Raw genomic sequence first — 18,081 nt, 5'->3', positions numbered from 1 at the left:
GACGCCGCCGACGCGGTGTGTCCGACGCGGGGCATCGCTGCCACGGTGCGCCCCAACACGAGGCGTCCCGACGCGGGACGTCGCCGACGCAGGGCATCGCCGACACGGGGCGTCCCGACGCGGGGCATCGCCAGCACGGTATGTCCCGACGCGGTGTGTCCCGACGAGGGACGTCAGCGGCGCAGGGCGTCGCCGGCACGGCGGGAGCCGTCACCGCGGCAGGCGCCACCGGAACGGCGGCAGCCGCCGCGCGGCCGCGCGAGGGTCCCGCCACGAGACGTGTCACGCGAGGGTCCCCGTGGGCCGGGTCAGTGCTCCCGCAGCCGGTGACGGTCACGGAGCCGCACCCGCCCCGGCCCGTCAAAGCCCCGCAGGAGCCCCGCACCCGCCCCGGCCCGCCGAAGCCCCGCAGGGGCCCCCTCACCCGACCCGGCCCGCCGAAGCCCCGCAGGGCCCCGTCAGCGGCGGCCGTTGTACGGGCCGTACGGGCCGTCGCTGTTGCCGCCACCGCGGCGGCGGCTCCAGATGCGGCCGCCGGAGACGCGGGTGAGGGCGGGGCGGACGTCCACGAAGAAGACGATCGTGGCGACCAGGCCCGCGAGCTGGAGGAACAGCACCGGCACGAACAGGTCCACCGCGACGACGACGCCGAGGATGATGAGCCAGAAGCCCTTGTTCTTCTTGTCGGCGGCGCGGTAGGCGTCCGCGCGGAAGAGTGCCGCCATGGCGAGGGCCACCACGGCGAGGACGAGGATGGCCTTGAAGATCAGCCACAGCACTCCGTCGAACCCCGTCATCAGCACAGTGCCCACCACCTGGTCCGAGTCGTCAGTAACGTCACCGTACCCGTACAACGGGCCGGGCACCCCGAAGGTGCCCGGCCCGTTCTCACGCCGTGTCCGCCGGTGTCACTTGGCCGGCGGCGTGCTCTTCTTCGCGGCCGGCGGCGTCTTGCGGGCGGCCGGGGCCGGCTTCTTCGCCGTGGCCGGCTTCTTCGCGGCGGCCGACTCGGGGGTGGTGACCGGGGTGGGCTGCGCCGTGAGCGGGGTGGCGGCGGGGGCCGGGTCGGGCGCACCCTCGACGGCGATGGCGAGGTCCTCGATCTCCTCGGCCGCGTCACCGCGCCAGGTCTTCACGGCCTGCTCACCGTGCTCGGCGACCTTCTCGTAGGTCTCGCGGGCCTTGACGGCGTACTCGGCGGCGACGCCGACACCGCGCAGGGCGAGGTCCTGGGCGGACTCGCCGAGCTTCTTGATGTCCACGTCGAGGGTGCCGATGAGCTGGTTGAGCCGGGTCTGCAGGCCCTCCTGCGCCTCCTTGGCGCGGGCGGTGGCCTTGGCCTGGACCTCCTTGGGGTCGGTGGCGCGCACCTTCTCGATCCGCGCCGGGGCCTCGGTGCGGAGCTGGTCGACCAGCGCGGGCACCTTCTTGGCCTGCTGGATCGCGAGATCGGCGGTTCCGGCGGCGAAGTAGAGCGGGGTCGGGTCGCTGAAGGTCTTGCGCAGGTCGTCGGTGATGGCCATGGTGATGGTCCTCCCGGATTCGATTCGCGTTCGGCTGAGGTTGTGTTGGTCCGCGTGCGGCGACCGGAGCCCTGGTCCGGCTATTGCCCGGCCGTCCGCCGCGGACCGGCATCACTGCCGCCGGCCGTGCGGGTGCCGCGTGCGGTGGTGTCGCTGGTGTCGCCGTCGTCGTCCTCGGCGCTGCCGGGCCGCTCCTCCCCCTCTGCCCCTGTCTCCCGCTCCGATACGCCGACCCCGAATCCGTTCTCCTTGCGGAAGGACTCGTAGATCTGGAGCAGCACCTGCTTCTGCCGCTCGTTCAGCGAGGGATCGGCGAGGAGGACGGCGCGCGTCTCCACCTCGTCCCGGTCCCGTTCGGCGTCGAGGATTCCGGCGCGGACGTACAGCGTCTCGGCGGAGATGCGCAGCGCCTTGGCGACCTGCTGCAACACCTCCGCGCTCGGCTTGCGCAGCCCGCGCTCGATCTGGCTCAGGTACGGATTGGACACCCCGGCGGCATCGGCGAGCTGCCGCAGCGAGAGCTGTGCGTTGCGCCGCTGCTCGCGCAGATACTCACCGAGATTGCCGACGTTGAGCGATGCCATGCCTCCACCATGCCTCACCCTTGCTAACTATTGCAAGCATCCGCTAGCAGAAGTGTGTCGCCGGGGGCGCCGGGACAGCGCCCGCGCCGGTGCTTCCCGCAGCGCACCTCGCGCCCCCCGTCACAGAGGAAACATCACGCTCAGCCTCGGCAGTCTGCGTGCCGCCTCGTCCTCGCGTCGGGCGTCCCAACGGTGACCGGACGGGCCGGAGTTGTCGCCCTCGTCACCCTGCTCGGCGTCGACCGCTGTGCGAAAGGCCTCGCCGGACTCGTCGTCGTCCACGGCTGCCGAGATCCCGTACGCCTCCATGGCGACGTAGTCGAGCGACTCCCACTCGGGCCAGTCGTCGTTCCATGCCTGCCGGGGACGGCCTGCCAGGCGCTGGACCTCCGGGGTGGCGGCCAGGGTGTCGAGGTCGGCCACCGCGTGGGTGAAGGCTTGCCGGCCGAGGCCCACCATCCACAGGCCGAAGTAGCAGAACCCGTCGTCCGAACACCAGCCACCGAAGATCCGGTCCGCGGCCGCCCACAGGTCCCACGTGAACGCTTCGTGCGTGACCTCGTCCAGGCGCGCCTGGAACCGCACGACCTCGGCGGGCGACCGTCGCGACAAAGCCTCGCGCAGCCACGCGAGCCGTTCGTCCGGGGTCCGGCCCCGACGACGGCACTCCTCGATGAGCCACCAGAAGGAATCCATGTCCACAGCGGCACTGTGCCAGGCACCTCTGACAGCGGTGGAGACAAGGTGCTGCCGGCGCATCCGACGAACGGGTGCGTTCAGCAGCAGCGGATCTCCGCTCTCGCCGCGCCGAAGTCGCCCTCGGCGTACGCCTTTTCCGGGATCGTGAAGTACAGGGTGCCCGCGTCTCCCCACCCCCAGCCCAGGCCGGTGTCCTCGGCGAGCTGGAGGAGGTGGCGGGAGTCGGGCGGGGTGACGGCGGTGGCGTAGGAGGTGTCGGGCCAGCCGAGGGCGCGGTGGGTGCCGGCCGTGTTGCCGTCGAGGTCGGCCATGGTGGCGAGGAGGAGGGAGGCGGCGCCCCAGTGCTCGGCCGGGTCGTAGGACAGGGCGGTGTCGGGTACGTCCCAGCAGTCGGGGAGCATCGCCACCTCGGTGGGGCGGACGGGGTGGGCCGGGTAGCGGCGGGCCGGGGCGGGGGCGGGGGTCTCGGTGGCCCGCAGGGGGTCGGCGGGGACGACCCGGGACGCCTCCGGAGCCCAGACGGAAAGCCGCTGGTACTGCTCGTAGGGGATGTCCGGGTCCAGGGAGAAGAAGTTGAGCAGGCCGGGGGCACCCCCCAGGGCCTCCATGTCGAGGACCGCGAGGAGGGAGAGGGGGACGCCGTCGAGTTCGGGCCAAGGGGTGTCCGGGTTCAGGAGGGCGGGGCCGCCGAGGGTGCAGCGGGTGGCGTCCCGCGCCGGTTCCAGGCGGAAGCCCCGGCGGGCGAGCGCCGCGTACTGGGCGCCGACGCGCTCCCCCAGCCGTTCCGCGCAGACCCGGCGCAGCTCGGACAGATCGCTGAACTCCATGGGCGCTCTCCCCCGTTACGGACGCCGGGCCACGAAGACCAGCTCCCGGCCCGGGCGGTCGGGGGCGTCGCGGACATCCTCCAGGACGTACCCCCGCGCCGACAGATCCGCCGCCACCTCCGCCCGCCCACGGAAGCGGAGCGTGGAGTCGGAGGTCAGTACGGCACCGTCCGCGGCGAAGACGTACGTCCAGCGGAACGACACCAACGGGCCGTCCACACCGGTCAGTTCGACCCAGCTCTCGACGGCGCCCAGGCCCGGGACCTCCGTGACGGTGTACGAGCGCTCGCGGGTCCACTCCTCCCAGGCGCGCCGGGCGGGGTCGCGGGTCTCGAAGACCAGCCGGCCGCCGGGGCGCAGGGCGGCGTGGACGGCGCGCAGCGTCCCGTGCCAGGCGGCCGGACCGGTCACGGCCTGGGCGACGTTCGCCGTCATGGTCGCGAGGTCGGCCCGCGACGGCGGCAGCGCGGTCGCGTCGCCGCACAGCCAACTCACCTGCTCCGCACCGGGTTTCGCCCGCGCCACCGCGATCGACGCCTCGGCGGGATCGACACCCGTCACCTCCACACCCCGCCGCGCCAGCGACAGCGCGAACTCCCCCGTACCGCAGCCGACGTCCAGCACCCGGCGCGCCCCGAACTCCTCCACCAGCCGTACGTACGCGTCGAGATCGCTCCTGTCGGGGTCGAGGGCGTCGTAGATCGCAGCGAGTCGGGGGTGCGTGAAGCATGCGTCGGCCATGGGGAAGGACCGTAACCTGCCCAGCCGACAACGGACTTGAGCCCCTGTTCCCCGAGGACCGCGTGGGCGGCATGCCCGACGGACTCCTCGGCGTCTCTCCCGCCAGGGCCCCGGCAGGGGGCGGTGCTCAGGCGCCCGGTGCCCCGTACCGCAGCCCGTCGACCAGCAGGGCGATCATGCGGTGGGTGTGGCCGTCGTTGTCGTCGTGGGCGGGGAGCGTGAGGTTGGCGACGGCGCGGAGGAGGTCGTCGGGGTCGGCGTCGGGGCGGATGGCGCCCGCTTCCGCCGCGCGGGTCAGCAGGCCGGACAGGACCGGCAGGAAGCGTTGCCGGAAGTAGGCGGGGAGGCTGTCGTAGGCGGGGTCGCCGGAGTGCAGGGCGGCGCTCAGGCCCCGTTTGGTGGCGATGAATCCGGCGAAGCGGCGCAGCCAGAGGGTGAGGGCTTCCAACGGATCGTGCCGCACGGCCAGTTCGGGGGCCGCATCCGCGCAGGCGTCCACCTCGTGGCGGAAGACGGCGGCGATGAGGTCGGAGCGCTGCGGGAAGTGGCGGTAGAGGGTGCCCGCGCCCACGCCCGCCTTCGCGGTGATCTCCCGTACGGGCGCGTCGACGCCGGAGGTGGCGAACACCTCGGCGGCGGCCGCGAGCAGGGTGTCGATGCTGCGCCGCGCGTCGGCCCGGCGGGGCCGCTCCGTGCCGGCGGGGCCTGCCGGGCCGTCCTGGATGCCCACTTCCCGGGTCTCCCTTGCTAAGCGGAACAACGTTCCGTATCGTCGATCACGTTGCGGAACATCGTTCCGCTTTGGTGAGCCTAGCGCGAGGAGGAGAACCATGCAGTACCGCACCCTGGGCGGCACCGGCATCAAGGTCAGCCCGTACTGCCTCGGCGCGATGATGTTCGGCGCCATCGGCAACCCCGACCACGACGCGTCCGTACGGATGATCCACAAGGCGCTGGACGCGGGCATCAACTTCGTGGACACCGCCGACATGTACTCGCGCGGCGAGTCCGAGGAGATCGTCGGCAAGGCGCTCAAGGGGCGCCGGGACTCCGTCGTCCTGGCGACCAAGGCGCGCAATCCCATGGGGCTGGAGACGGGTGACACTCCCGCCGACCCCAACCGGCAAGGGGCGTCCCGGCGTTGGCTGACCCGGGCGCTGGACGACTCGCTGCGCCGGCTCGGCACGGACCATGTGGACCTCTTCCAGATCCACCGGCCCGACCCGGACACCGACATCGAGGAGACCCTGTCCGTTCTGACCGACCTGGTGCGCGCGGGCAAGGTCCGCGCGATCGGCACCTCCGGCTACCCGGCCTCCGACATCGTCGAGGCGCAGTGGGTGGCCGAGCGGCGCGGACTCCAGCGGTTCCGCACCGAGCAGCCGACGTACTCCCTGCTCAACCGGGGTGTCGAGCGCGAGGTGCTGCCCGTCTGCGAGCGGTACGGCATGGGCGCGCTGATCTACAGCCCGCTGGCCGGCGGGCTGCTCACCGGCCGCTACCGCAAGGGGCGGGACGCGGACACGCACCGCGCGCGCTTCGGCTTCCGGCACCTCACCGACGAACGGCGCCTGGACACGGTCGAGCGGCTGATCCCGGTGGCCGAGGAGGCCGGGCTCTCGCTGACCCATCTCGCCCTCGCCTTCGTGATCGCCCACCCCGGCGTCACCTCGGCGATCATCGGCCCGCGCACGATGGACCAGCTCGACGACCTGCTCGCGGGCGCCAAGGCCACGCTCACGGACGAGATCCTGGACCGTGTCGACGCGATCGTCCCGCCCGGCACGGACGTCGGCCGCCTCGACATGGACTACGCCCCGCCCGCGCTGCAACGGCCCCGGCTGCGCCGCCGCCACCCGGAGGACCGCCCGGCGGCCTGACCCCTCAGCCGTACGCCCCCTGTTCCCCCAGCCACGCCCCGATGGCCCCGAAGTCCGCCTCCGTCAGCCCGCGCATGTGATCCACCCGGTGCAGCAGCGCCGGCCCGGGGTGATGTACGGCGACCCACGCGCGGTCGGCCTCCGTCAGCTCGTCGTCGATCCAGACGAACGGCCGCCCGGCCGCCCACGCCACCAGCGGCCGCGTCTTCCAGTGGAGCAGCCCCGGCGGCTCGTCCTCGTCCGGCCACTCGACGACCGGCAGCGGGGGCAGGCCCAGCCAGGGGGCGAGGATCTCGTTGGCCTCGTCCATCCAGGTGGAGGCCCACACCAGCGCACAGCCCAGCGCGGTGAGCCGTGCGCCCAGCGCGGGATCGACGCGCCGGAGCAGCGGATGTCCGTCGGACGGTCCGGCGGCGCCCCGCTCGTACACCGGGTAGGCGTCGGCGGGGGCTCCGAAGGGGATGAGGGCGCCGTCGACGTCGAGGAAGAGCAGCATCCCGTCAGGATCGGGCCAGCGGACGCCAGTGGTCCAGCGCCTCGGCCATGTCGCGCGGGGCGGGTACGGCGGCGAGGCCGAGGGGCTCGGCAGCGGCCGTCAGTACGCGGTGCAGTCGCGAGGCGGCGCCGGTCACCCGGGCGGTGTCCGGGGCGGTGCCCAGGTCGCGGGCCGCGCGTATGACGTCGGTGAAGACGGACTGCGCCCGCTTGAAGTGCATGATCCGCACGAGGTCCTCCTGCCAGCCGTCCGACGAAACCGGCCCCACGGCCCGGCTCCACTCCCGGGCCATGCGGCCGGCCTGCCAGGCGGGGTAGCGCATCAGGTGGAGGTGGGTCGCGAGGTCGTAGAGGGGGTCCCCGACCATCGCCAGCTCCCAGTCGATGACCCACAGCCGGCCGTCGGCGTCCACGATCAGGTTCTCGCGGTGGAGGTCTCCGTGGAGGAGGCGGAAGGGGCGGCCGCGCAGGCCCGAGACGTGGGCCCGGAGGGAGCGGAAGACACCGGGGCCTATCCCCAGGCTGTGGAAGAGCTGCTCGAATTCGTCGGACGCGGTGCGGTACACGTGCTGCTCGACGAAGTCGATCAGCTGCCCCAGGAAGCCGTCGCCGTCCCCGTCGGCCGGCCGGTCCGCGGGCACGCACCGCCGGGCGACGGCAAGGGCGGCCGGGTCGATCCGTGCCAACTGGCCGAAGAAGCCGACCAGTTGCCGGAACAACGCCTCGGGTACGGGAGCCGGCGCGGGCGCGACCCTGCCGAGCGTCGAGCCCTCGATGAACTGCCGCGACGCGACACCGTTCGTTTCCAGGAGGCCGGGAAGCCCGGTGACGCGTCCGGCGAGCACGCGGAGCAACGGTTCCTCGGAGTGGAGGCATCCGCGGTCGAACCACTTGATGCCCGCACGGGGTTCCCGGGCCTTCCAGCGCTCCGCCGAGGACCGGTCCCGCGACGGCAGCGGGAGCACATACGTCTCGTGGTGGTACCCCGCGAGCGGCCCCTCGACCGCTGCTCGTTCCCGGCTCACGGCGAACGCCCCCAGCCGGGCCGTGGGCATCCCGTCGGTCATGTCGCGGCCTCCTCCGTCCCCTCAGCACGAAGAACGTCGGGGCAACCGCCGGTCACGGGCACACGCCCGCCCAGGCCCCACACGTCTCACATGCACGGCTCGGTCGGCGATTCCCCCGGAGTGTCGGGAACAGTACAGCCAGACAAGGGCGCATCCGCACAGAGCCGAACAGGTGACTCCATCAGCGTGAAACCGGTACGGAAACGTCCCCTCCCCGCTCTGTCGCCGCCGTCGCCCGCCACCGGCGCAGCGCGTCGATGACGGCTCCCTCGGACGGGGGCCCGTCCAGGCGGAGCGGCTCGCGGGCGCGCTCAAGGGCCCGGAGGACGCGGGCGGCGGCGAGGACGAGGTCGCGGTCGGCCGGGCGGTCCGGGAGGAGCAGCGCGGCGCGCATCACGTCGGGGAAGACCGACTGGGCGTACTCGAAGCCGAGGTAGACGGGGAGGTCGGTGTCCAGGCCCGCGCACAGGTCCGGGCGCTCCGCCTCCCGCATCGCCCCGGCCCACAGCCGGACCATGAGCTCCCGCTCGTCCTCGTCGTAGTCCATGCGCACCAGATGGGTGGCGAGGTCGTGCAACGGGTCGCCGTACAGGGCCAGTTCCCAGTCGATCACGCAGAGCCGTTCGCCGCCGGGGGCCGGGCTCACCACGATGTTCGCCCGGTGGACGTCGGTGTGCAGCAAGGCGTAGGGGCGCGGGGTCAGCGGGGGGACGGTGCGCAGGAAACCGCCGACGGCGCCGGGCCGTACGCCCACCGCCTCGAACAGGGCGCCGAAACAAGGGAGGTTGGCCTGGTGCACCCGTACGTCCGCGAACTCCGCGAGCCAGTCCAGGAAGCCCCGGCTGTCACCGGAGGCGGGCCAGCCGGCGGGCAGGGCGGGCAGCTCCTCCCGTCGTACACCGGCCAGTTGGGCGAAGAACCGGGCCAGCGCCAGGAGCCGTTCCCGGCCGACCGGGCCCTCGGGTACGGCCTCGGAGAGCGCCTGCCCCTCGACGTACTGGTGCAGGGACCAGTCCCCGAAGTCGGCCAGACAGCGCGGGACACCGTCCACATGCCGCTCCAGCGCGCGCAGGACCGGCGCCTCGCCGGGGAAGATCCGGGGCACCACCTCGATCGCGGGGAAGGGCGTGCGGAACTTGGCGAGGGAGCCCCCGGACGGCTGCCGGAGCAGAAGGGCGAGCGGCTGCCGCAGCGGTGCGATGCGGTTGATGTTGTGATGGCCGGAAACCACCACACCGTCGGTGCTGCGGCGGCGCGCCTCCGCGAAGACACGTGCGAGGGACAGCCGCGCCCCACGGAGCGAAACGTGCGACATGCGCGCCGAGAATAACGGCCCTCACGAGCGGTTTTGTGCCACGCCACTCTCGGCGGCGCACCCTCGTCACAGCCTGAACGGGTGATTCCGCCCGGAGGTCTCAGATGTCGTCCTCATCCTCTCCGAGCTGCTCCCAATATGACTCGAAACTTGCGCGCATGGTCGAGAAGAGTCGCCCGTCGTGCGACTCGGCCTCACTCGGTTCCCAGCGGTGGTGGGACAGCACCGAGCCGAGTCCGAGTACGTCCAGTGCGGGGACGGGCGTGCCGTCGTCGAGGAGGATGGTGCGCTCGAACACCTCGTACAGCCCGAAGAGCAGGTCCCGGTCGTTGATCACGTAGAGCTTGTACTGCGGGGTCAGCGCGACCCGGCGGACCTCCGCCTCCGCGTCCACGCCCAGCTCCCGCAGCTGGGCCATCAGGCCCTTGACGCCGATGACGTGCCTGCGGGCCATGTCCCGCCAGCGCCGCCAGACCCGGTCGTCCGCCGGGTCCTTGGCCGCGGGGTAGGCCAGCCGCTGCCGGCCGGAGGGGAGCAGGACGCGCAGCCGTACCCGCTCCGGGGCGACCTCGCCGGCCGCGACCCGTTCGGCCTGGACCTTGAGGTGGTTCCACAGGGTCTCGGAGGTCAGCGCGAACGTGTCGAGGACGACCTGCGGCTGCTCGAAGGCGTGGTGGATCAGCGGGCCGAGGGACACCGCGCCCCGGCGCGGGCCGGGCGCCTCGGGCGGCTCCACGAGGGGCACCTTCAGCACCCGTACGCCGCTGCCCTGCCGGGACGCCAGCCAGCCCTCGTCCGACAGCCGGCCCAGCACCCGTTGCACCGTGTCCCGGCTCACGCCGAACTCCGCGGCCAGCTGCCGCTGGGTGGGCAGGGTCTGGCCGGTCCGGTAGGTGCCGTTCGCCAACTGCTCCCGGAGCACGGACTCCACCAGCATGGAGGCCCGGCCTCCGCCTTCCGCATGTCCTGAGGTAGCCACAGAGCGAACGTAACGCCGCACCGGCCGGAGCGCACCGATTTCAGGCCTACTGGCGCCTGATTGGACCAATGATTGGCCGACATGGAGCGTCCGGGTCCGTCCGGGTCCGGCGGAATCCGGCCGCACGGCACGGCATTGGTACGACTGGCTGGAAAAGGCCGCGCGGCCACACTCGGGTTGCGCGCTAGGAGAGCGTGAGGTCCGTGCTGATCGTCTCCCACAGCGCGTCGAACCACTTCCGGGACTGCTCCACGAACGCCGCGTCCCGCCCGCCCGGCTTCGCCTCGAAGGAGAAGAGCAGGGCCTGGGAGCCGAGGGCGTCGTACATGTCGAGCGTCCGGCTCTGCCACTCCTCCGCGCGGCGGGTCAGCGTGTAGTACGCGATCAGCGTCTCCTCGCCGTTGAGCAGGTACATCTTGATCGGCGGGGTGAACGGCAGGGCGCGGAACGCCACTTGTACGTCGATGCCGTGCGTGACGCGCAGGGCCTTGAGGCTGTGGCGCAGGACCTGGCCCTGGGCGTTGCGCATCTCCAGCCAGCGCCGGTGGACGGAGTCGTCGTCGCCCTCCACGGCGACCGGGAAGGCGAGGGTGATGTCCCGCGAGGGCAGCAGGATCCGCAGGTCGATCACCTCGGGGCGCAGCCGGCCCTCGTGGATGAGCCGCAGCGGCTCGCCGAGGGCGAGCATCAGGGTCTCGGAGGTGTGGCAGACGACGTCCACGCGCACGTGCGGGGCGGCGAACGCCTCGGTCAGCCGGGGGGCGAGCCCCACCATCGTGGACTGCGGTTCGCCCGTGTGCGCGGCCGGTCCCGCGACGCGCGGCGGGCTGCCCCGGTTCACCCCGTCGAGCAGGCCGTCGCGCTGGAGCATCCGCAGGGCCTCGCGCACCGTGCCGCGCTCCACGCCGAACTCGCCGGCCAGCTCCGCCTGCGTGGGGAGCCGGTCCCCGGCCCGCAGCGCGCCCGCCCGGATGCGCTCGCGCAGGACGCCCGCGATGTCCCACGGCGAGCTGCGTCTGGCGTGGGGCGCCGCCGCATGTTCCTCGTGCTCCTCGGTCACGACCAAAAGCTACAACTTGTCGCCATCCTGCGGGAGTTGTTGCGCAGTTGTTGGCGAAGTACGGCCAAGTCCCCGACTTGGCGGCAGTTGGAACCGGGCTCGCGGGGCCGGCCGCGCTCTCCTTTTCGGTCAGATGACCAGTCCAATTCGGCCTGCCCGTTAAGGGATCTCCGGCTCAGGGCACGCCTCCCCTTGCGGCAACCAGTCCAATTGGACGACTTCTTGCCGCACGACACGCGCGACGACTGGGGGAGTCATGATCGTCAGCCAACTGGTGTCCGCCACCCTCGCCATGGGCCTGGAGAACCTGCTGCAGGCCCGCTACGGCGGAGCGGGCCTGCTGTGCGTGCTCCTGCTGGGCGTGGGGATCAAGGCGCACCACGCGAAGTGCGCCGGCCTCGGCGCGGTCCTGCTCGTCCTGCTGATGCTCCAGGCGTGACGCGCGGGCGGCCGGGGCCAGTCCAATCACCGGCCGGGGCTGCGGATTTGACTGATCCGCCGGGGTCCGTCGAGGCCCGCCGGGATCAGTCGAGGGCCGCCGAGGTCCACCGGGATCAGCCGAGGCCCGCCGGGATCAGTCGAGGCCCGCCGAGGTCCGCGGGGCCCGCCGAGGTCCGCCGGGATCAGCCGCGTTCCCGGGCCGCCGCCCACGGCAGCGCGCGGACCAGGTTCAGCACCGGCTCCAGGGAGGGGACGACCTGGCCGGCTCCGGCCTCCCGCAGCAGCTTCGCCTTGCGCTCGGAGCGGGCGTAGCCGAGGAAGGGCACCCCGGCCGTGCGGGCGGCGAACCAGTCCGTCGGGGAGTCGCCGATCATCAGGGCGTCGGCGGGGTCCGCGCCCAGGGCGGCCAGGGCCCGGTCGAGGCAGTCCGGGTCGGGCTTGAGGAGGTGCAGGTCGCGGGAACGGCCGTAGACGTGCGGGCCGAAGCAGCCGGCCAGGCCCCGGCCCGCCAGATAGGCGTGGACCACGAGCGGGGAGTTGTTGGTGGTGACGGCGAGGCGGGCGCCCACGGCCGTCCAGGTGCGGATCAGCGGGTCGGCGTAGGCGGTGGGCATCGCGGAGGCGGTGGCCCGCAGCTCCTCCTCGGTGAGGAGCTCCTCCAGCTCCGCCACCAGCTCGCCGCCGGGCCGGGCGCCGCCCACGGCGGTCAGCACCACCTGGGGGTCCAGGGTGTCGCGCTCGGCGTCGGTGAGCAGGTCCGCGAGCCCGAGTTCCGCCAGCCGGTCCACCATCCCGGCGGCCACGCTCTCCGCCGTGTGCCCCGCGAAGAGCCGGCAGATCGGGCCGTCGAAGTCCCAGAGGACGACTCGGGCACGTTCGATCAGATCGCGCAGCGCATCGGTCTCGTTCTCACTCGGTTCGGCCTGTGTCGTCGTCTCAGAAGTCACCAGGAGAGTGTCAGGTCCGGGGCGACGGTTTCCCAGAGGGCGTCGAACCACTTCTGTGACTGTGCCACGAATGCCGTATCCCGGGGGCCCGAACGCGCCTCGAAGGAGAGGAGCGGGGACTCGGAGCCGAGCGTGTCGTACATGTGCAGGGCACCGCTGTCGACGGGCTCTTCGTGGCGGGTGGGCACGTAGTACGCGTGGAGGGCTTCGGTGCCGTTGAGCAGGTACAGCTTGGCCGGCGGGGTGAACGGCAGGGTCCGGAAGGCGACGTTCACCTCGATGTCGTGGGTGGCGCGCAGGGATACGAGGTTGTAGTGGAGGACCTGGCACTGAGCGTCGCGCAGGGCCGACCAACGCCGGTGCACCGGGGCGTCGTCGCTGTGGCGGGCGGGGCCCTCGTCCTGTCCGGACGGGTCGGCCGGGGCGGGGAGCTCAAGGTTGATGTCCCGGGAGGGCAGCAGCACTCGGACGTCGATCCGCTCGGGGCGGATGCCGCCCTCGTGGATCAGGCGCAGCGGCTCGCCGAGGGCGGGGATGAGACTCTGCGCGGTCAGGCACACCGCGTCGACGCGGACGTGGGGCGCGGTGAACGCCTCGGTGAGGCGCGGGGAGAGGGTCACCATGGGCTGCGGATCGTCCGGCGTGAGGGCGGGCTCCGTGGTCCTCGGTCGCGGGCTGAGCAGACCGGCGCTCCGCAGCAGCCGCAGGGCCTGCCGGACCGCCTCGCGCTCGACACCGAACTCCTCGGCCAACTCCCTCTGCGGGGGCAGACGTTGACCTACCGCGAGGTCGCCGTTACGGATCCGCTCCCGGAGGATGTCGGCGACCTTCTCGGCGGCGCTCCGCCTGGCGTTCACGGCCCCGTTCTCCTGGGTCATGGGCAGACGGTACAACTTGCTTACGACTTGCGGCAGTTGTTCCCGGGGGCGTCCGTCCTGGCCGGCTCGGGCCGTTCCGGGTGGGGCGGCCGGGGCCGGGTCCGGTCAGGGGTCGGGGCGGGTCTTGTGGGCGCCGAAAAACGGTACAACTTCCCGCCATCTTGCGGCAGTTCGGCGAAAGGTGGTTATGGGGCGCTTCCAGGCGGCTATAAGAAGAGTGAGTTGGCAGCCAACTCGGCCAACATGGTTCGGCTTCCGCGTGGTTGGCCGCCGGACTCCTCTCCGGAGGGGAGCCTGGAGCCCGGCAGGGGACGGCCACCGGAGCGCACAGTCACAACTGAATCCGCACAGCCACAACAGAAGACGCAAGCGCACAGCCACAACAGAAGAGAGTGTGGCGGGTCGGGCAGAGGTCCCGACCGCGCCACGCACAGCGCTACGGACGACCAGGCAACGTCATCGGGAGAAGGGACCGCTCAGAAGCCGTCGGGGCACCACGGCCGCCCGGACGTACGGAACAGGGCGTCGGCCTCCCGGGCGGCGCCCGGCCGCTCTTCCCGGACCCGGCCGAGCCCCGCGAGCCGCGTCAGCGAGCCGTCGCCCAGCCACACCGTGGCCAACTCCCCCGCAGGCAGCGTGAGATCGGCACTCGCCCCCGCCGCCGGGGTGCAGGAGGCACCCTCGGGGGACACCGCGAGCCGGTAGCGCCCGCCGGCCGGTCCGCCCTCGTCCAGCACGTCCAGGACGAGCGAGCCGGTCCGCTCGTACGTCCGCGCCTCCAGGGCCCGTACGACGTCCAGGAACCGCACCCACAGCCAGTCGCAGTGCAGCGCGATCCGGGCGGCGCGCCGGTCGGGCAGCAGGTCGGGCAGCAGATCGTCCGGGGAGCGCCAGCCGCTCTTCACCTTCGTCACCCAGTCGATCGAGCACAGGAACCGCCACAGGGCCGCCTCGGCCGCCGGGGTGACGCCGAGCAGCCCCTCCACGACGACGGTGTGCTCCGGCTGTCCGCCGTCCTTCCAGTCGTTCTCGCAGCGGTACGTCGCCAGCCCCTCGACCTCGCCGGAGGCGGAGCGCAGCACCGCGTGGAACGGCTCGGTCCACTCGCGGGCGAAGCGGAGCGTGCCGGTGCGGGCCTCCCACCACAGCTCGCTGCGGTCGAGCGAGCCAGGCAGGGCGGGCCGCACCCGCTCGTAGAAGGCGGGGCCCAGCTTGCGCACCTCGGCGCCGTCCACCAGGTCGATCCGGGCGCCGTCGGGCAGCACCGGCGGGCGGGAGCCGAGCCCCGAGCGGGTGACGTCCACGGTCCAGTCGGTGGCGTGGGCCGCGGGACCGAAGCCGTAGCGGCCGTAGATCGGGTACTCGGCGGCGATCAGGGTCGCCACGGCGTCGCCGCGCTCCTCGGCCGCCGCGAGGTCGCGGCGCATCATCCCGGTCAGCAGGCCCCGGCGGCGGTGGGTCGGGCTGACGGTGACGTTGGTGATGGCGTTCGACCGGACCGGCGCCCCGCCGACCGCCGTCACCTCCTGGGGGAAGGAGCGGAAGGTGCCCACACAGCGGCCGCCGTCGAAGGCACCGAGCGCGCGGCCCATGGCGAACTGCCTTCTTTGCGCCTCAAGTTGCTCGGGGAGAAGCACCGTCTCCTGGAGGAAGCCGATGTTCAGGGCGCGGAGCCACTCCTCGAACTCGTCCTCTTCGACGGGTCGGATCTCGATCATGAGGTCACGGTAGGCGCGGGGGCCGGGGCGCGTCGCGCCCATTTCCGGACGGCCGCCGTCCGCGCCGCGCGCCCGCCCGTCCGCCCCGGCTCAGGTCAGCAGGTCGTCCACCTGGGCCTCGCCCACCCGGTAGCGGCGGGCGATCTCGGCGCTGCAGCCGTCCGCGGTGCGCTGGAGGTGCTGGCGGCGGCGCGAGATCTCCTGCTCGTACCCCGTCAACCGGGCCATCGCCGCAGTCAGTTCGGCGTCCGTACGCGCCGTGAGGTCGGACAGCTCGACCTCGCCCAGCATCTCCGCGGCCAGCCGCCCGTACTCCTCGTTGTGCGGGGTGCCGAGCGTGACATGGCGGGCAGAAGAACGGTGCCGGGCCGGGGCGTCGGTCAGGATCTCCGGCAGCCGCTCGACCACGGAGGCGTCCAGCGGCGCGGGCACCGACGGTCCGCCGCGCCGGGCCAGCTCCGCGCGCAGGATGTCGATACGGCCCTGGAGCAGGCGCCGTACATAGCTGAGGTCCGCCTCGTCCCGCTGGGCGTCGCGCCACAGCGCGCGCAGCTCCGGCAGGCTGAGCCGGGTCAGGTCGTGCTCCGGCGGCTCCACGGGCAGCGACGGGCCGGGCGGGCTGTCCGCGCGCTGCGCGGGCGGGCGGCGCGTCTCCAGCCTGTCACTGGTGCTCGGTGTGCTCATGTGGTGGTGACCGTCCCCTCGACCGGCGTGTGGGAGCATCGTGCCACCCCGCGTGGCCGCTATGTGACCGACTGCCCCCGAACGGCCCTGGATGGGCGGTAATGACGTATCCGGGGCACCCGGGCGGCGGATCTTTCTCCGCCGGGCATGATGGGGGCATGCGAGCGGTGGTGCAGCGGGTGGACGGGGCGAGTGTCGTCGTGGACGGCGCGACGGTGGGGTCTCTCGACGGGGAGGGGTTGTGTGTCCTCGTGGGGGTCACGCACGAGGACACGAAGGAGAAGGCGGGGCAGCTGGCGCGGAAGCTGTGGTCTCTTCGGATGCTGTCCGACGAGAGGTCGTGCAGTGATGTGGACGCGCCGTTGCTGGTGATCAGTCAGTTCACGTTGTACGGGGATGCGCGGAAGGGGCGGCGGCCTACGTGGAATGCGGCGGCGCCGGGTTCTGTGGCGGAGCCGCTCGTGGATGAGGTGGTTTCCCAGCTGCGGGCTCTGGGGGCCACTGTGGCCACGGGGCGGTTCGGGGCGCAGATGCGGGTGTCTCTCACCAACGACGGGCCGTTTACTGTGCTGTTGGAGATTTAGGCGCCCTGGGCTGCGGGCGGGCCGGGGGGCTTCGCTTGCCCGCGCTTGCGGGGTGCCGCTGCGCCCACCCGTGCCGCCCCTAGCGGCACGACTGCCCGCAGCTAGGGGGCGGGGCGGCTGCCCGCAGCTGGGGGAGCGGGGGCACTGCGGCGCGGGTGCCCGCAGCTAGAGGGCGGGGCGGCTGTCCGCGGCTACGGCGTCACGGTTCGACGATTGTTTCCTGGGAAGCCGCTGTGTCTCCGGCCAGGAGGGGGGCGTCGGTCGGGGTGTTGCGCTTGACCAATGCCAGGGCTACCGGGCCGAGTTCGTGGTGGCGGACGGAGGTGGTCACCGTGCCGAGTTTGCGGCCTTCGGGGCCGTCCGAGGCCAGGCGGAGTTCGGTGCCGGGGGGCGGGAGGTGGACGTCGCTGCCGTCGAGGTGGAGGAAGACCAGGCGGCGGGGGGGCTTGCCGAGGTTCTGGACCCGGGCGACGGTTTCCTGGCCCCGGTAGCAGCCCTTCTGGAGGTGGACGGCGGTGCCGATCCAGCCCAGCTCGTGCGGGATCGTGCGGTGGTCGGTCTCGAAGCCGAGGCGGGGGCGGTGCTGTTCGACGCGGAGCGCCTCGTGGGCGAGGAGCCCGGCGGCGGGGCCGGAGCGGGCGGCGAAGTCCTCCAGGCCGGCGCGCGGAAGGAAGAGGTCGCGGCCGTACGGCGTCTCGCGGACCACCGCGTCCTCGGGCACCTCGGTGATGGAGCCGGCGGGAAGGTGGACCACGGCGTGGTCGGCGGTGCGGTCGGCGACCTCGACGCGGTAGAAGAACTTCATCGACTCCAGGTAGGCGATCAGCGCCTCCTGGGTGCCGGGCTCGACGTGCGCCCAGACGGTCGTACCGTCGTCCACGAGGTACAGCGCGTGCTCGATGTGCCCGTTGGCGGAGAGGATCAGCGCCTCGGTGGCCTCGCCCACGGGGAGGTCGCTGACGTGCTGGGTGAGCAGCAGATGCAGCCAGCTCAGCCGGTCCTCGCCGGTGACGGTGACGACACCCCGGTGCGAGAGGTCGACGAAACCGGCGCCGTCGGCGAGGGCGCGCTGCTCGCGGAACAGGTCGCCGTAGTGGGCGGCGACGCCTTCGTCCACGCCCTCGGCGGGAACGGCGCCGGGCAGGGACAGCAGGGGGCTCTTCATACGGGTCAGCCTACGACGGGGTGGTTGAACTCTTCAGGGCACAGTCCCGGCAGCGGCCGAAGATCGCGAAGTGCTTCATGTCGGTCTCGAACCCGAACTGCTGCCGCAGCTTGGCGGTGAAGTCGGCGGCGACGTCCACGTCCGCCTCGATCACGTTCTCGCAGTCCCGGCACACCAGATGGAGATGGTGATGCCGGTCGGCGAGGTGGTACGTGGGCGCGCCGTGGCCGAGGTGGGCGTGGCTGACCAGGCCCAGCTCCTCCAGCAGCTCCAGGGTGCGGTAGACGGTGGAGATGTTGACCCCGGAGGCGGTCTTGCGCACCTCGACGAGGATGTCGTCCGGGGTGGCGTGCTCCAGGGTGTCCACGGCTTCGAGCACGAGTTGCCGTTGCGGCGTCAGCCGGTAGCCGCGCTGCCTGAGGTCGCTCTTCCAGTCGGTGCTCACCACACTGGAAGTCTAGGGGGTGTCTCGTCGATCAGGCCTGATCGACGAG

21 protein-coding genes are annotated in these 18,081 nt (G+C 72.6%); 3 read left to right on the top strand and 18 right to left on the bottom strand.

All coding sequences use genetic code 11. The features are described from left to right. Window positions 1–458 precede the first annotated feature (458 nt). The 7 genes from AB0898_RS30685 to AB0898_RS30655 all read right to left on the bottom strand — a co-directional run bounded on the left by AB0898_RS30685 (window position 459) and on the right by AB0898_RS30655 (window position 5,104). Window positions 459–797 (bottom strand): DUF2516 family protein, encoded by a 339-nt coding sequence (locus tag AB0898_RS30685; RefSeq protein ID WP_407078436.1) that lies wholly within the window; start codon window positions 795–797, stop codon window positions 459–461. A gap of 111 nt (window positions 798–908) precedes the next feature. Further along, window positions 909–1,523, bottom strand: coding sequence for a hypothetical protein (locus AB0898_RS30680; protein ID WP_366806318.1), 615 nt, complete (start codon window positions 1,521–1,523; stop codon window positions 909–911). An 80-nt stretch (window positions 1,524–1,603) separates the two neighbouring features. Further along, entirely contained in the window at window positions 1,604–2,107 is a 504-nt protein-coding gene (locus AB0898_RS30675; protein ID WP_161179471.1) for a helix-turn-helix domain-containing protein, read from the bottom strand. A gap of 120 nt (window positions 2,108–2,227) precedes the next feature. Then, window positions 2,228–2,803 carry a DUF4240 domain-containing protein gene (locus AB0898_RS30670; RefSeq protein WP_366806338.1) on the bottom strand — a complete coding sequence of 192 codons (576 nt, stop codon included), beginning with the start codon at window positions 2,801–2,803 and terminating at the stop codon, window positions 2,228–2,230. An 80-nt stretch (window positions 2,804–2,883) separates the two neighbouring features. Then, window positions 2,884–3,633, bottom strand: coding sequence for a DUF1963 domain-containing protein (locus AB0898_RS30665; protein WP_366806317.1), 750 nt, complete (start codon window positions 3,631–3,633; stop codon window positions 2,884–2,886). Window positions 3,634–3,648: 15 nt separating this feature from the next. Then, window positions 3,649–4,374 carry a class I SAM-dependent methyltransferase gene (locus tag AB0898_RS30660; RefSeq protein ID WP_366806316.1) on the bottom strand — a complete coding sequence of 242 codons (726 nt, stop codon included), beginning with the start codon at window positions 4,372–4,374 and terminating at the stop codon, window positions 3,649–3,651. A gap of 127 nt (window positions 4,375–4,501) precedes the next feature. Then, window positions 4,502–5,104, bottom strand: a complete 603-nt coding sequence (locus AB0898_RS30655) for a helix-turn-helix domain-containing protein (protein ID WP_366806315.1) — start codon at window positions 5,102–5,104, stop codon at window positions 4,502–4,504. Window positions 5,105–5,204: 100 nt separating this feature from the next. On the opposite strand from AB0898_RS30655, the gene AB0898_RS30650 reads away from it, so the two are divergent. Beyond that, window positions 5,205–6,254: an aldo/keto reductase gene (locus tag AB0898_RS30650; RefSeq protein WP_366806313.1), complete on the top strand. Its 1,050-nt coding sequence runs from the start codon at window positions 5,205–5,207 to the stop codon at window positions 6,252–6,254. Window positions 6,255–6,258: 4 nt separating this feature from the next. Here the strand turns inward: AB0898_RS30650 and AB0898_RS30645 are convergent, their stop codons facing one another. The 5 genes from AB0898_RS30645 to AB0898_RS30625 form a co-directional block, all read right to left on the bottom strand. After that, window positions 6,259–6,750 carry an HAD domain-containing protein gene (locus AB0898_RS30645; RefSeq protein WP_366806312.1) on the bottom strand — a complete coding sequence of 164 codons (492 nt, stop codon included), beginning with the start codon at window positions 6,748–6,750 and terminating at the stop codon, window positions 6,259–6,261. Window positions 6,751–6,754: 4 nt separating this feature from the next. Further along, the gene (locus tag AB0898_RS30640; protein ID WP_366806311.1) at window positions 6,755–7,816 is read right to left on the bottom strand and encodes a phosphotransferase; all 1,062 of its coding nucleotides are present in this window, start codon (window positions 7,814–7,816) and stop codon (window positions 6,755–6,757) included. Window positions 7,817–7,997: 181 nt separating this feature from the next. Further along, window positions 7,998–9,131 carry an aminoglycoside phosphotransferase family protein gene (locus tag AB0898_RS30635; protein ID WP_366806310.1) on the bottom strand — a complete coding sequence of 378 codons (1,134 nt, stop codon included), beginning with the start codon at window positions 9,129–9,131 and terminating at the stop codon, window positions 7,998–8,000. Window positions 9,132–9,231: 100 nt separating this feature from the next. Then, entirely contained in the window at window positions 9,232–10,068 is an 837-nt protein-coding gene (locus AB0898_RS30630; RefSeq protein ID WP_366806309.1) for a winged helix-turn-helix domain-containing protein, read from the bottom strand. 226 nt (window positions 10,069–10,294) lie between these two features. Beyond that, window positions 10,295–11,170 (bottom strand): winged helix-turn-helix domain-containing protein, encoded by an 876-nt coding sequence (locus tag AB0898_RS30625; RefSeq protein WP_407078435.1) that lies wholly within the window; start codon window positions 11,168–11,170, stop codon window positions 10,295–10,297. 256 nt (window positions 11,171–11,426) lie between these two features. Between AB0898_RS30625 and AB0898_RS30620 the strand changes: the two genes are divergently transcribed. Further along, window positions 11,427–11,609 (top strand): hypothetical protein, encoded by a 183-nt coding sequence (locus tag AB0898_RS30620; RefSeq protein WP_366806307.1) that lies wholly within the window; start codon window positions 11,427–11,429, stop codon window positions 11,607–11,609. Between the two features lie 184 nt (window positions 11,610–11,793). Here AB0898_RS30620 and AB0898_RS30615 read toward each other — a convergent pair whose 3' ends face one another. The 4 genes from AB0898_RS30615 to AB0898_RS30600 all read right to left on the bottom strand — a co-directional run bounded on the left by AB0898_RS30615 (window position 11,794) and on the right by AB0898_RS30600 (window position 15,838). After that, on the bottom strand, window positions 11,794–12,558 hold the full coding sequence (locus AB0898_RS30615; protein WP_366806306.1) for an HAD family hydrolase: 765 nt from the start codon (window positions 12,556–12,558) through the stop codon (window positions 11,794–11,796). Further along, complete coding sequence (locus tag AB0898_RS30610) at window positions 12,555–13,436, bottom strand: winged helix-turn-helix domain-containing protein (RefSeq protein WP_366806305.1); 882 nt, start codon at window positions 13,434–13,436, stop codon at window positions 12,555–12,557. Before AB0898_RS30610 ends, AB0898_RS30615 begins: the two co-directional genes overlap by 4 nt. Window positions 13,437–13,912: 476 nt before the next feature. Beyond that, on the bottom strand, window positions 13,913–15,154 hold the full coding sequence (locus AB0898_RS30605; protein ID WP_366806304.1) for a GNAT family N-acetyltransferase: 1,242 nt from the start codon (window positions 15,152–15,154) through the stop codon (window positions 13,913–13,915). A 90-nt stretch (window positions 15,155–15,244) separates the two neighbouring features. Continuing rightward, window positions 15,245–15,838: an aerial mycelium formation protein gene (locus AB0898_RS30600; protein WP_366806303.1), complete on the bottom strand. Its 594-nt coding sequence runs from the start codon at window positions 15,836–15,838 to the stop codon at window positions 15,245–15,247. A 158-nt stretch (window positions 15,839–15,996) separates the two neighbouring features. Between AB0898_RS30600 and dtd the strand changes: the two genes are divergently transcribed. After that, on the top strand, window positions 15,997–16,422 hold the full coding sequence (gene dtd, locus AB0898_RS30595) for a D-aminoacyl-tRNA deacylase (protein WP_366806302.1): 426 nt from the start codon (window positions 15,997–15,999) through the stop codon (window positions 16,420–16,422). Between the two features lie 199 nt (window positions 16,423–16,621). On the opposite strand, the gene AB0898_RS30590 is transcribed toward dtd, so the two are convergent. Further along, window positions 16,622–17,587 (bottom strand): folate-binding protein, encoded by a 966-nt coding sequence (locus AB0898_RS30590; RefSeq protein ID WP_366806301.1) that lies wholly within the window; start codon window positions 17,585–17,587, stop codon window positions 16,622–16,624. A gap of 10 nt (window positions 17,588–17,597) precedes the next feature. Continuing rightward, window positions 17,598–18,035, bottom strand: coding sequence for a transcriptional repressor (locus AB0898_RS30585; RefSeq protein WP_366806300.1), 438 nt, complete (start codon window positions 18,033–18,035; stop codon window positions 17,598–17,600). Window positions 18,036–18,081: the final 46 nt, after the last annotated feature.

It is taken from the genome of Streptomyces sp. NPDC005435 (assembly GCF_040703155.1).
In the GTDB taxonomy this organism is placed as follows: Bacteria; Actinomycetota; Actinomycetes; order Streptomycetales; family Streptomycetaceae; genus Streptomyces.
The sequence above is the reverse complement of the archived record's forward strand: the minus strand, read 5'-3'. Positions and strand labels throughout refer to the sequence as shown.